This window comes from Streptomyces sp. NPDC016459, from assembly GCF_040632845.1.
Classification (GTDB): Bacteria; Actinomycetota; Actinomycetes; order Streptomycetales; family Streptomycetaceae; genus Streptomyces.
This window is the reverse complement of record NZ_JBEYCR010000015.1, coordinates 64,308-76,153: the sequence shown is the minus strand read 5'-3', so window position 1 is coordinate 76,153 and position 11,846 is coordinate 64,308. Positions and strand designations below refer to the sequence as shown.

Here is an 11,846-nt window from a genome sequence, read left to right as displayed (position 1 = left end):
ACAGGACCCCTCTCTCCTCCGGCTGACGCGTCCATCGGGCATCCGAGTACCGCAACCCCACGTGGCATCTCAAAGTGCCCAACCACGTCAAGACCAGGAGACACCACTTCAGTGGCAGTCAAGATCAAGCTCAAGCGCCTCGGCAAGATCCGTCAGCCCCACTACCGCATCGTCGTCGCCGACTCCCGCACCCGCCGGGACGGTCGCGCGATCGAGGAGATCGGCCTCTACCACCCGACGTACAACCCGTCGCGTATCGAGGTCGACTCCGAGCGTGCGCAGTACTGGCTGTCCGTCGGCGCGCAGCCGACCGAGCCGGTTCTCGCCATCCTGAAGCTCACCGGTGACTGGCAGAAGGCCAAGGGCCTGCCGGCCCCCGAGAAGGCTCTGCTCGTCCCGGCGACGAAGGAGGCGAAGCGCGCCTCGTTCGACGAGTTCGCGAAGACCCTCGAGAGCGGCGACGACAAGGGTGAGGCCATCACCCCGAAGGCCAAGAAGGCCGACAAGAAGGCTGACGAGGCCGAGGCCGCGTCGACCGAGTCGACCGAGGCCTGAGCATGCTCGAGGAGGCTCTCGAGCACCTCGTGAAGGGCATCGTCGACAACCCCGACGATGTGCAGGTCGCCTCGCGCGACCTGCGCCGTGGCCGCGTGCTGGAGGTCCGGGTCCACCCGGAAGACCTCGGCAAGGTGATCGGCCGTAACGGCCGCACCGCGCGTGCGCTGCGTACCGTCGTGGGCGCCATCGGCGGCCGTGGGATCCGCGTCGACCTCGTCGACGTGGACCAGGTTCGCTGAGCAGGTCGGCCACATCGGTTGAATGATGTGCCGGCACGGGCCGGGGAGGGCTTACGAGCCCGCCCCGGCCCGTTGTCGTTTCCGTCGTACGAGCTGGTGACAGGAGAGTGTGGAGCAGTGCAGTTGGTAGTCGCGCGGATCGGCCGCGCCCACGGCATCAAGGGCGAGGTCACCGTCGAGGTTCGGACGGACGAGCCCGAGCTCAGGCTCGGTCCCGGTGCCGTACTGCGCACCGACCCGGCCGCGATCGGGCCGCTGACCATCGAGACCGGCCGGGTGCACAGCGGTCGGCTGTTGCTGCGATTCGAGGGCGTCCGTGACCGCACCGGCGCCGAGGCCCTGCGCAACACCCTCCTCATCGCCGACGTCGACCCCACGGAGATGCCCGAGGAGGAGGACGAGTACTACGACCATCAGCTGATGGACCTCGACGTCGTCCTCGTCGACGGCACCGAGATCGGCCGGATCACCGAGATCTCCCACCTGCCGTCCCAGGACCTCTTCATCGTGGAGTGTCCCGACGGCACCGAGCTGATGATCCCGTTCGTCTCGGAGATCGTCACCGAGATCGACCTGGAGGAGCAGCGGGCCGTCATCGACCCACCGCCCGGCCTCATCGACGACCGCGCCGAGATCGTCTCCTCCCGGGACGCCGAACCGGGTGACGACGCATGAGGCTCGACGTCGTCACGATCTTCCCCGAGTACCTCGAACCGCTGAACGTCTCCCTGGTCGGCAAGGCCCGCGCGCGGGGGCAGCTGGACGTCCACGTCCACGACCTGCGCGACTGGACCCACGACCGGCACAACACCGTCGACGACACCCCGTACGGCGGCGGTCCCGGCATGGTCATGAAGACCGACCCCTGGGGTGAGGCGCTCGACCAGACGCTCGCCGACGGCTACGAGGGCGGCGCCCACGGCCCGGTCCTCGTCGTCCCCACCCCGAGCGGCCGCCCCTTCACCCAGGAGCTGGCCGTCGAGCTGTCCGAGCGGCCCTGGCTGATCTTCACGCCCGCGCGTTACGAGGGCATCGACCGCCGTGTCATGGACGAGTACGCGACCCGGATGCCGGTCTACGAGGTGTCCATCGGCGACTACGTCCTGGCCGGGGGAGAGGCCGCCGTCCTCGTCGTCACGGAGGCCGTCGCCCGCCTGCTCCCCGGTGTCCTCGGCAACGCCGAGTCGCACCGGGACGACTCCTTCGCCCCCGGGGCCATGGCCAACCTCCTGGAGGGCCCCGTCTACACCAAGCCCCCCGAGTGGCGCGGACGGGGCATCCCCGACGTCCTGCTCAGCGGGCACCACGGCAAGATCGCCCGCTGGCGGCGCGACGAGGCCTTCCGGCGCACCGCGGCCCATCGACCGGATCTCATCGAGCGCTGCGACCCGGCCGCCTTCGACAAGAAGGACCGCGAGATCCTCTCGATGATGGGCTGGGCGCCCGAGCCCGGCGGCCGATTTTGGCGCAGGCTCGACGACGTGGAACAATAGGCCGCTGTCGTCCGTCCGGCGCGCGCCCCTGCCACAGGGGGAACGACGCCGCCAGGAGCGGACGACGCTCCGGATCTTCCACGAAACGTACCGCTGATGACCTGTGGCATCAGCGAGGAAAGAGACCTCCATGGCCTCCCTGCTCGACCAGGTCAACGCGGGTTCGCTCCGCTCCGACCTCCCCGCCTTCCGCCCCGGCGACACCGTGAACGTCCACGTTCGCGTCATCGAGGGCAACCGCTCCCGTATCCAGCAGTTCAAGGGCGTCGTCATCCGTCGCCAGGGCTCGGGCGTCAGCGAGACCTTCACGGTCCGCAAGGTCTCGTTCTCCGTCGGCGTCGAGCGCACCTTCCCGGTGAACAGCCCGATCTTCGAGAAGATCGAGCTCGTGACCCGCGGTGACGTCCGTCGCGCCAAGCTCTACTACCTGCGTGAGCTGCGCGGCAAGGCCGCCAAGATCAAGGAGAAGCGCGACCGCTGAGCTCCGGCTCCCGGCACGCGCTGCGCTTCCGAGTCCTCCCACAGGCAGGCCGGATAGGCTCTGCCCCCGATGGACACCGAAGCACAGCACACGGAGCGCGACCCCTCTTCCGATCCGGAGGAGAGGTCGCGCTCCGCGCGCGTTTCCGAGGCCGAGGGGTCCGCACCGGACGAGGTCCCGCCCGGTGGGGCCGTGCCCTCCTGGCGCCGCACGGCCCTGGTGGGCGGCGCCTGTGTGGCCTTCCTGATGCTCCTGAGCCACTTCGTGATCCAGCCGTTCCTGATCCCGAGCGGCTCCATGGAGCCCACGCTCCAGGTCGGTGACCGCATCCTCGTCAACAAGCTGGCGTACCGGTTCGGCGGCGAGCCGGCGCGCGGCGACGTCGTCGTCTTCGACGGCACGGGCTCCTTCGTACGCGAACAGCCGCCGGGCGATCCGGTGACCGGACTCCTGCACGACGGCGCCGCCGCCCTCGGACTCGCGGAACCCGACGAGACCGACTTCGTGAAGCGGGTCGTCGGCACCGGCGGCGACCGGGTGATCTGCTGCGACAAGGACGGCCGGCTCAGCGTCAACGGCGTTCCCGTCGCGGAGCGGTACGTCATGCCGGGCGACCAGCCGTCCAGCGTGCCCTTCGACATCGTCGTCCCGCGAGACAGGCTCTGGGTCATGGGCGACCACCGCAGCCAGTCCAGCGACTCCCGGGACCACCTCGGCAGCCCCGGCGGCGGGATGGTCCCCGTCGACCGGGTCGTCGGACGCGCCGACTGGATCGCCTGGCCCTTCGGCCGCTGGTCCACCGTTCCCGCGACGGACGCCTTCGGCGCCGTACCGGCCGCGCCACCCGCAGGACACGGGGCGGGGCCCCATGGGTAGCAGGGGACGACCACCGGGCGGAGCCGGCCACACGGCCGAGCAGGACGCCGGCCGGGGCCCCGCCCTGCCGGGACGGGCCGAGCGGCGCAGGCTCGCCCGCAAGGTCAAGCGGCGCCGGCAGCGCTCCGCGATCCGCGAGATCCCCATCCTGGTCACGGTGGCCGTCCTCATCGCGCTCGTCCTGAAGACCTTCCTGGTCCAGGCGTTCGTCATCCCGTCCGGCTCCATGGAGCGGACGATCCAGATCTCCGACCGGGTCCTCGTCGACAAGCTCACCCCCTGGTTCGGCTCCCGCCCCCAACGTGGTGACGTGGTGGTCTTCAGGGACCCCGGCAACTGGCTCCCGCAGGAGGCCACGGCGCCGGCGGACGACCCGGTCGGTATCAAGCAGGCCAAGCAGGCCCTGACCTTCATCGGGCTGCTGCCGTCCGCCGACGACCGGGACCTCATCAAGCGGGTCGTCGCCGTGGGCGGGGACACCGTCCGCTGCTGCGGCAAGGACGGGCGGATCACCGTCAACGGCGTACCGCTCGACGAGCCGTATCTGCACCCGGGGAACGAGCCGTCCACCATCCCCTTCGAGGTGAAGGTCCCGCAGGGGCGGATCTTCGTCCTCGGCGACCACCGCTCCCACTCGGCGGACTCCCGCTTCCATCTTGACGAGGAGGGCCACGGGACGGTCTCCGAGGAGCAGGTCGTGGGGCGTGCCGTGGTGATCGCCTGGCCCGTCGGGCACTGGCGGCGTCTGGAGGAGCGGGACGTCTTCGCCGCCGTACCGGGCGCCCGTACGGGCGCCGAATCCGCGCCCGGTCCGTCGCATAGTGTGTCCCAGCGGAATCTGAACGGATTCCCCGGGCTCCCGACCCCTGCGGAACTTCTGCTCGTTATGGGAGTGGTGGGCCTGTCCCTGACCCGGGGCGGGCGATCGCACGGACTGAGGAGTGGATGTGGGGGATTTGGCCGTCGACGCACGATCCGGACACGATGAGCCCGACAAGAGGGCCGGCGGGGCCTTCGGCGATGACACGACGGGTGACGACGTGACGGATGACGAGCAGGCGCGGCCGCCGGGCGGTGGCGAGCCGGGCGGTGGCGACGACGCGGCGGACGGCCCCGTCGGTGGCCCCAAGAAGCAGCGTTCCTTCTGGAAGGAACTGCCCCTCCTCGTCGGCATCGCGCTCGTACTCGCCCTGCTGATCAAGACCTTCCTGGTGCAGGCGTTCTCGATCCCGTCGGAATCGATGATGAACGCCCTCCAGCGCGGGGACCGGGTCCTCGTCGACAAGCTGACCCCGTGGTTCGGCTCCGAGCCCGAGCGCGGCGAAGTCGTCGTCTTCCACGACCCGGGCGGCTGGCTCGAAGGCCAGGACACGCCCACGCCGAACGTCGTGCAGAAGTTCCTCAGCTTCATCGGCCTCATGCCGTCCGCCGAGGAGAAGGACCTCATCAAGCGCGTCATCGCCGTGGGCGGGGACACCGTGTCCTGCAAGGAGGGCGGCAAGGTCGTCCTCAACGGCAAGCCGCTCGACGAGACCGCCTACCTCTACCCCGGCTCCGTCCCCTGCCAGGACTCCTTCGGTCCGATCAAGGTCCCCGAGAACCGGATCTGGGTCATGGGCGACAACCGGCAGAACTCCCTGGACTCCCGCTTCCACCAGCAGCTCCCCGGCGGCGGCACCGTCTCCGACGACGAGGTCGTGGGCCGCGCTGTCGTGGTCGCCTGGCCAGTCACCCGCTGGGCCGCTCTCCCCGTGCCCGACATCTTCGACCAGCCCGGTCTCGACCAGGCGATGACCGCCGCCCCCGTAGGCGCGGCCGGTCTCGCCGGGGCGCTCCCGCTGGTGCTCTGGCGCCGGAGGAAGCTCGCCGCACGGCATACCGCCGCGTAGTGACCCCCGGGTAGGGTGCCGTCCCGGACCGTGGAGAGACCCACGGTCCGCCGACAGACCTACGGGGTGCGCACATGAGCGGAAACATACGGACCCAGGGCGGCCACGGCCGCCTCGGCAGCGCGCTGTCGGGGCTGGCCGTGGCCGTCGGCTGTGTGCTCTTCCTCGGCGGCTTCGTCTGGGGAGCCCTTCTCTACCAGCCCTACTCCGTCCCCACCGACTCCATGACCCCCACCCTCGGCGTCGGGTCCAAGATCCTCGCCCAGCGCGTCGACGGCGACGAGGTGCGGCGCGGGGACGTCGTCGTCTTCGCCGACCCGCTCTGGGGCAACTCGCCCATGGTCAAGCGGGTCGCCGCCGTCGGCGGTGACACCGTCGCCTGCTGCGACCGGGAGGGCCGGCTCACCGTCGGCGGCACACCCGTCCACGAGCCCTATCTGAGGCCGGGACCGGGCGGCCGGACCGTCGCCTCCGGCCAGGAGTTCTCCGTCACGGTCCCGGAGGGCAACCTCTTCCTCCTCGGCGACGACCGGCACACCTCGCTCGACTCCCGTACGCACATCGAGGACACCGGCCAGGGATCCGTGCCCCGCTCCAGCGTCGTCGCCAGGGTCGACGCCGTCGTCTGGCCCGCCGAGGGCCTCCTGGACCGCCCGACGGGCTTCGCGGGCCTCCCCGGCGGGATCTCCGAACCCGGGCCCGTACGGCCTCTCCTCACCGCGATCGCCGTCGGCGCCTTCCTGGTCCTGGCCGGCGGAGCGTACGGCCCGGTGGCCCGCTTCTTCGCCGGGCGGGCCCGGGAACGCGAGAAGGTGGGCACATGACGGATTCGGACGCGCCAACGGGGGACACGGAGCGGGACCCGGCGCCCGTCCGGCGGCGGGTCGCGCGGGTCGTGCTCCTCGACCCCGACGACCGGGTGCTGCTCCTGCACGGGTACGAGCCGGACGACCCGGCCGACTCCTGGTGGTTCACCCCCGGCGGCGGCCTGGAGGGCGCCGAGACCCGCGCGGAGGCGGCGCTGCGCGAGCTCGCCGAGGAGACCGGCATCACCGACGTCGACCTCGGCCCGGTGCTCTGGAAGCGGTACTGCTCCTTCCCCTTCGCCGGACGCCGCTGGGACCAGGACGAGTGGTACTACCTCGCCCGCACCCGCGGAACCGGGACCGCGCCCGGGCCGCGAGCCCTCACCGAGCTGGAGGGCCGCAGCCTCGCGGGCCTCAGATGGTGGACCTACGCCGAACTGTCGGCGGCGCGTGAGACGGTGTACCCGACCAGACTCGCCGAGCTGCTGCGCACGCTGCTCGACGAGGGACCTCCCAGTGCACCGCTCGTTCTCGCCCCGGAAGTCGTTTAGGGGCGCGTTCGACTGGCGCACAATAGGGGGACGCACGGCTGAAGGGGAACATGCCATGAGCGCCGAGGACCTCGAGAAGTACGAGACCGAGATGGAGCTGAAGCTCTACCGGGAGTACCGCGATGTCGTCGGGCTGTTCAAATTCGTCATCGAGACCGAGCGGCGCTTCTACCTCACCAACGACTACGAGATGCAGGTGCACTCGGTGCAGGGCGAGGTGTTCTTCGAGGTCAGCATGGCCGACGCCTGGGTCTGGGACATGTACCGGCCGGCCAGGTTCGTCAAGCAGGTCCGGGTCCTCACCTTCAAGGACGTGAACATCGAGGAGCTCAACAAGAGCGACCTCGAACTACCCGGCAGCTGAGACCGTCGAACGGATCCTCACCCTCAGGGGTGAGGCCGTTCTCCACAGGCCCTCCGCCGTCCACAGCGCCGCACGCGGAACCCCACGACCCGTCACAGTCGGTGACGGAGGTGGTACCGCATGATGAACGCGACCTGCAAGAACAGCGCAAACAGCACGGCCCGGACCCCCGAAGGGCCCGCCGACGGAACCCGGAGCCCTGACCCGTCCCGTACGACCCCGGCCCCTGGACGGTCTGTTGCGACCCCGTCCCCTGGACGGTCTCTTACGACCCCGGCCCCCGGACGGTCCCGCACGACCCGGGCCCTAGGGCAGTACGGGGAGGAGCTGGCCGCTCGTCTGCTCGCCGCGGCCGGGATGCGCATCCTCGCCCGGAACTGGCGCTGCGGCCGGACCGGCGAGATCGACATCGTCGCGCGTGACGGCGACACCCTCGTCATCTGCGAGGTCAAGACCCGGCGCCTGGGCTCCTACGAGCACCCGATGGCCGCCGTCACGCCCCGGAAGGCCGACCGGCTCCGTCGTCTCGCCGCCTGCTGGCTCGACCGCAGCGGCACCCCGGCGCCCCTCGGCGGCGTCCGGATCGACCTCGTCGGCATCGTCCTGCCCCGCCGCGGCGCCCCCGTCCTCACCCACGCCCAGGGGGTGGCCTGAGATGGGATTCGCCCGCACCTGCTCCGTCGCCCTCCTCGGCGTCGAAGGCGTCGTCGTCGAGGTCCAGGCCGACCTCGAACCGGGCGTCGCCGCCTTCACCCTCGTCGGCCTCCCCGACAAGAGCCTCAGCGAGAGCCGCGACCGGGTCCGCGCCGCCATCGTCAACTCCGGCGCCGAATGGCCCCAGAAGAAGCTCACCGTCGGACTCAGCCCGGCGTCCGTCCCCAAGGGCGGCTCGGGATTCGACCTCGCCGTCGCCGCCGCCGTCCTCGGCGCCGCCGAACGGATCGACCCGCGCGCCATCGCCGACCTCGTCCTCATCGGCGAACTCGGCCTCGACGGACGCGTCCGCCCGGTCCGCGGGATCCTGCCCGCCGTCCTCGCCGCGGCCGACGCCGGATACCGCCAGGTCGTCGTCCCCGAACAGACAGCGGGCGAGGCCGCGCTCGTCCCCGGCGTGTCCGTCCTCGGCGTCCGCAGCCTCCGCCAGCTCATCGCCGTCCTCACCGACGAACCCGTCCCCGAAGAGGAACCCACCGAAGAGGGCCGCCCCGACGCCATGCTCGCGGGACTCCTCGTCCCCGGCGCCGGCATCGGGACCGGACTCGCCCCCGACTCCACCGACCCCGCCGGAGGCCCCGACCTCGCCGACGTCGCCGGCCAGCACCGCGCCCGCCGCGCCCTGGAGGTCGCCGCCGCCGGCAGCCACCACCTGCTGCTCTCCGGCCCGCCCGGCGCCGGAAAGACCATGCTGGCCGAGCGTCTCCCCGGCATCCTCCCGCCCCTCACCCGACAGGAATCGCTGGAAGTCACCGCCGTCCACTCCGTCGCCGGCATCCTCCCGCCCGGAGAACCCCTGGTCCGTCGCGCCCCCTACTGCGCGCCACACCACTCCGCGACCATGCAGTCCCTCGTCGGCGGCGGCAACGGACTCCCCAGGCCGGGCGCCGTCTCCCTGGCCCACCGCGGCATCCTCTTCCTCGACGAAGCCCCCGAGTTCTCCGGGAAGGCCCTCGACGCCCTCCGCCAACCCCTCGAATCCGGACACGTCGTCATCGCCCGCGCCGCCGGCGTCGTACGCCTCCCCGCCCGTTTCCTCCTCGCCCTCGCCGCCAACCCCTGCCCCTGCGGCCGGCACACCCTGCACGGCGCTGGTTGCGAATGCCCGGCCGCGCTCGTCCGCCGCTACCAGGCGCGCCTCTCCGGACCGCTCCTCGACCGGGTCGACCTGCGCGTCGAAGTCGAACCCGTCACCCGCGCCGACCTCCTCGGCCAGGGCGGCCGGGGCGAGACCAGCGCCGTCGTCGCGGCCCGCGTCCGCGAGGCCCGCGCCCGCGCCGCCGCCCGCCTCGCCGACACCCCCTGGGGCGTCAACAGCGAGATCCCCGGCCACGAACTCCGCACCCGCTACCTCGCCGCGCCCGGAGCCCTCGCCGCAGCCGAACGCGACATCGAACGCGGACTGCTCACCGCCCGAGGCGTCGACCGCGTCCTCCGCGTCGCCTGGACCGTCGCCGACCTCGCCGGACACGACCGCCCCGACAGCCAGGACATCGCCCTCGCCCTCGAACTGCGCACCGGCGTCACCCGCGGCGTGCCCGTCGGAGCGGGGGAACGCGCATGAACCTCCCCGCCCTCCTGGACGAACGACGAGCCCGCGCCGCCCTCAGCCGGGCCGTCGAGCCCGGCGACGAACACGCCGGGCGCTGGCTCCACCGCTACGGGGCCACCGGCTTCCTCGACCGGCTCCTCCACACCGCCGGCACCTCCCCTCCCGGTGCCTCGTCCGGCGACGACCCCTTCCCCGGCACCGGACACAAACGCGTCGCCTCCTGGCGACTTCGCGCCACCGCCGCCGACCCCGACCGCGACCTCGCCACCATCCAGGACCTCGGCGGCCGGTTCCTCATCCCCGGCGACACCGAATGGCCCCGTCAACTCGACGACCTCGAAGACGCCCGCCCCATCGGCCTCTGGGTCAGGGGCCCCGCCGACCTGCGGACCTGGGCCCTGCGCTCCGTCGCCCTGGTCGGCGCCCGCGCCTGCACCCCGTACGGCGCCCACACCGCGGCCGACCTCGCCACCGGCCTGGCACGTCAGGGCTGGGTCGTCGTCTCCGGCGCCGCCTACGGCATCGACGGCGCCGCCCACCGAGGCGCCCTCGCCGCCGACGGGGCCACCGTCGCCGTCCTCGCCTGCGGCGTCGACGCCCCTTACCCCCGCGGCCACGACCAGCTCATCCGGCGCATCACAGAACAGGGTCTCGTCGTCGGGGAGTTGCCACCCGACAGTCATCCCACCCCCAGCCGCTTCATCCTCCGCAACCGGGTCATCGCGGCTCTCACCCGAGGCACCGTCGTCGTCGAGGCCCAGCACCGCAGCGGCTCCCTGGTCACCGTCCGCGCGGCCGCCCGGCTCGGCCGCCACACCATGGGCGTCCCCGGCCCCGTCACCAGCGCGCTCTCCGCGGGCGTCCACGAACTCCTCCGCGGCGACGCCACCCTCGTCACCGACGCCGACGAGATCGTCGAACTCATCGGTGACATGGGTCAGCTCGCCCCGACGCGCCGGGGGCCCGTCCTTCCCCGCGACCTCCTCGCCCCCGCCACGGCCCACATCCTGGAGGCCGTCCCCGCCCGCGGCCCCACCCCCACGACCGTCATCGCCCGCCGCGCCGGGACCACCCCCGACGAGACCCTCGCGAAGCTGTACGAACTCCACTCGCTCGGATTCGTCGAACGGCGCGGTGATGGCTGGGAGTTGACGCGGCCGAGCGCGTCGACGCCGAACGCGCGGCGAGGCGGTCCTTGACCTGGGGCATTCGGGTGCAAGGGTGATGGCGATGAACAACCGAGTTCTCTCGGCCGCGCCCGAGACGCCGACGCGCGCCACGGCCCGGGTTCGAAGATGTGGCCGACGGCGTCCACCCGGAGCGGCGCGATCCGCCGATGTTCGCGCACCGCGACCGCGCACTCACGCTACGCTCACCTGCATTCCGTCCAGGACGTCCGCACCGACGTACACGACAGCAGAACGGCTCAAGGCAACGCATGCCCCAGCACACCTCCGGGTCTGACCGCGCTGCGGTGCCCCCAGCAGCCCGGGGCACCGTGCGACCACCCGCACCGACCTCCCTCGACGAACTGTGGCGGTCGTACAAGAACACGGGCGACGAGCGGCTGCGGGAGCAGCTGATCCTGCACTACTCGCCTCTCGTCAAGTACGTCGCCGGCCGGGTCAGCGTGGGGTTGCCGTCCAACGTGGAACAGGCCGACTTCGTCTCCTCCGGCGTCTTCGGCCTCATCGACGCCATCGAGAAGTTCGACGTCGAGCGGGCCATCAAGTTCGAGACGTACGCGATCACCCGCATCCGCGGCGCCATGATCGACGAGCTCCGCGCCCTCGACTGGATCCCCCGTTCCGTCCGCCAGAAGGCCCGCAACGTCGAGCGCGCCTACGCGACCCTCGAAGCCCAGCTCCGGCGCACCCCCTCCGAGACCGAGGTGGCCGCCGAGATGGACGTCACGCTGGAGGAACTGCACGCTGTTTTCAGCCAGTTGTCGCTGGCGAACGTGGTCGCCCTGGAAGAGCTGCTGCACGTCGGCGGTGAGGGCGGCGACCGGCTGTCCCTGATGGACACCCTGGAGGACACGGCCGCCGACAACCCCGTCGAGGTCGCGGAGGACCGCGAGCTGCGCCGACTGCTCGCCCGAGCCATCAACACGCTCCCCGAGCGGGAGAAGACCGTCGTCACGCTCTACTACTACGAGGGCCTGACCCTGGCCGAGATCGGCCATGTCCTCGGCGTCACCGAGAGCCGCGTCAGCCAGATCCACACCAAGTCTGTCCTCCAGCTCCGCGCCAAGCTGGCCGACGTCGGACGCTGACCCGACCCGAGCCGGTCGTACAGTGGAGCCGTGCCCAGGATTCGAGCG

14 protein-coding genes and 1 pseudogene are annotated in these 11,846 nt (G+C 71.7%); all 15 read left to right on the top strand.

Annotation, left to right across the window (positions count from 1 at the left end; genetic code table 11):
• The first annotated feature begins 111 nt into the window (after positions 1-111).
• The 15 genes and pseudogenes from rpsP to whiG all read left to right on the top strand — a co-directional run bounded on the left by rpsP (position 112) and on the right by whiG (position 11,798).
• Positions 112-555, top strand: a complete 444-nt coding sequence (rpsP, locus tag ABZ567_RS27415) for a 30S ribosomal protein S16 (protein WP_030206380.1) — start codon at positions 112-114, stop codon at positions 553-555.
• 2 nt (positions 556-557) lie between these two features.
• Positions 558-797 carry an RNA-binding protein gene (locus ABZ567_RS27410; RefSeq protein ID WP_014048589.1) on the top strand — a complete coding sequence of 80 codons (240 nt, stop codon included), beginning with the start codon at positions 558-560 and terminating at the stop codon, positions 795-797.
• 117 nt (positions 798-914) lie between these two features.
• On the top strand, positions 915-1,472 hold the full coding sequence (gene rimM / locus ABZ567_RS27405) for a ribosome maturation factor RimM (RefSeq protein ID WP_360794499.1): 558 nt from the start codon (positions 915-917) through the stop codon (positions 1,470-1,472).
• Entirely contained in the window at positions 1,469-2,290 is an 822-nt protein-coding gene (gene trmD / locus ABZ567_RS27400; protein ID WP_360794497.1) for a tRNA (guanosine(37)-N1)-methyltransferase TrmD, read from the top strand. The genes rimM and trmD overlap by 4 nt, the downstream gene beginning before the upstream one ends.
• A gap of 130 nt (positions 2,291-2,420) precedes the next feature.
• On the top strand, positions 2,421-2,771 hold the full coding sequence (rplS, locus tag ABZ567_RS27395) for a 50S ribosomal protein L19 (RefSeq protein WP_015036473.1): 351 nt from the start codon (positions 2,421-2,423) through the stop codon (positions 2,769-2,771).
• 69 nt (positions 2,772-2,840) lie between these two features.
• A complete protein-coding gene (lepB, locus tag ABZ567_RS27390) occupies positions 2,841-3,647 on the top strand; it encodes a signal peptidase I (RefSeq protein ID WP_360794495.1) in 807 nt (268 codons plus the stop codon).
• Entirely contained in the window at positions 3,640-4,635 is a 996-nt protein-coding gene (gene lepB, locus ABZ567_RS27385) for a signal peptidase I (protein WP_360794493.1), read from the top strand. Before lepB (ABZ567_RS27390) ends, lepB (ABZ567_RS27385) begins: the two co-directional genes overlap by 8 nt.
• Positions 4,604-5,536 carry a signal peptidase I gene (lepB, locus tag ABZ567_RS27380; RefSeq protein WP_360794589.1) on the top strand — a complete coding sequence of 311 codons (933 nt, stop codon included), beginning with the start codon at positions 4,604-4,606 and terminating at the stop codon, positions 5,534-5,536. Before lepB (ABZ567_RS27385) ends, lepB (ABZ567_RS27380) begins: the two co-directional genes overlap by 32 nt.
• Positions 5,537-5,610: 74 nt before the next feature.
• Positions 5,611-6,360: a signal peptidase I gene (gene lepB, locus ABZ567_RS27375; protein ID WP_360794491.1), complete on the top strand. Its 750-nt coding sequence runs from the start codon at positions 5,611-5,613 to the stop codon at positions 6,358-6,360.
• Complete coding sequence (locus tag ABZ567_RS27370) at positions 6,357-6,893, top strand: NUDIX hydrolase (RefSeq protein WP_360794489.1); 537 nt, start codon at positions 6,357-6,359, stop codon at positions 6,891-6,893. Before lepB (ABZ567_RS27375) ends, ABZ567_RS27370 begins: the two co-directional genes overlap by 4 nt.
• A 55-nt stretch (positions 6,894-6,948) precedes the next feature.
• On the top strand, positions 6,949-7,257 hold the full coding sequence (locus ABZ567_RS27365) for a DUF2469 domain-containing protein (RefSeq protein WP_056791138.1): 309 nt from the start codon (positions 6,949-6,951) through the stop codon (positions 7,255-7,257).
• A gap of 297 nt (positions 7,258-7,554) precedes the next feature.
• Positions 7,555-7,911, top strand: a pseudogene (locus tag ABZ567_RS27360) (YraN family protein); the annotation flags it as partial.
• 1 nt (position 7,912) lies between these two features.
• Positions 7,913-9,535, top strand: coding sequence for a YifB family Mg chelatase-like AAA ATPase (locus ABZ567_RS27355; protein WP_360794487.1), 1,623 nt, complete (start codon positions 7,913-7,915; stop codon positions 9,533-9,535).
• Positions 9,532-10,722 carry a DNA-processing protein DprA gene (dprA, locus tag ABZ567_RS27350; protein ID WP_360794485.1) on the top strand — a complete coding sequence of 397 codons (1,191 nt, stop codon included), beginning with the start codon at positions 9,532-9,534 and terminating at the stop codon, positions 10,720-10,722. The genes ABZ567_RS27355 and dprA overlap by 4 nt, the downstream gene beginning before the upstream one ends.
• 239 nt (positions 10,723-10,961) lie before the next feature.
• Positions 10,962-11,798 carry an RNA polymerase sigma factor WhiG gene (gene whiG / locus ABZ567_RS27345; protein WP_360794483.1) on the top strand — a complete coding sequence of 279 codons (837 nt, stop codon included), beginning with the start codon at positions 10,962-10,964 and terminating at the stop codon, positions 11,796-11,798.
• Positions 11,799-11,846 lie beyond the last annotated feature (48 nt).

What these genes read in the sequence shown, in the direction of transcription:
- trmD (WP_360794497.1), top strand. Translation starts at nt 1,469, where the DNA reads ATGAGGCTCGACGTCGTCACGATCTTCCCCGAGTACCTCGAACCGCTG.
- whiG (WP_360794483.1), top strand. Translation starts at nt 10,962, where the DNA reads ATGCCCCAGCACACCTCCGGGTCTGACCGCGCTGCGGTGCCCCCAGCA.
- dprA (WP_360794485.1), top strand. Translation starts at nt 9,532, where the DNA reads ATGAACCTCCCCGCCCTCCTGGACGAACGACGAGCCCGCGCCGCCCTC.
- rplS (WP_015036473.1), top strand. Translation starts at nt 2,421, where the DNA reads ATGGCCTCCCTGCTCGACCAGGTCAACGCGGGTTCGCTCCGCTCCGAC.
- ABZ567_RS27370 (WP_360794489.1), top strand. Translation starts at nt 6,357, where the DNA reads ATGACGGATTCGGACGCGCCAACGGGGGACACGGAGCGGGACCCGGCG.
- ABZ567_RS27410 (WP_014048589.1), top strand. Translation starts at nt 558, where the DNA reads ATGCTCGAGGAGGCTCTCGAGCACCTCGTGAAGGGCATCGTCGACAAC.
- ABZ567_RS27355 (WP_360794487.1), top strand. Translation starts at nt 7,913, where the DNA reads ATGGGATTCGCCCGCACCTGCTCCGTCGCCCTCCTCGGCGTCGAAGGC.
- lepB (WP_360794491.1), top strand. Translation starts at nt 5,611, where the DNA reads ATGAGCGGAAACATACGGACCCAGGGCGGCCACGGCCGCCTCGGCAGC.
- ABZ567_RS27365 (WP_056791138.1), top strand. Translation starts at nt 6,949, where the DNA reads ATGAGCGCCGAGGACCTCGAGAAGTACGAGACCGAGATGGAGCTGAAG.
- lepB (WP_360794493.1), top strand. Translation starts at nt 3,640, where the DNA reads ATGGGTAGCAGGGGACGACCACCGGGCGGAGCCGGCCACACGGCCGAG.
- lepB (WP_360794495.1), top strand. Translation starts at nt 2,841, where the DNA reads ATGGACACCGAAGCACAGCACACGGAGCGCGACCCCTCTTCCGATCCG.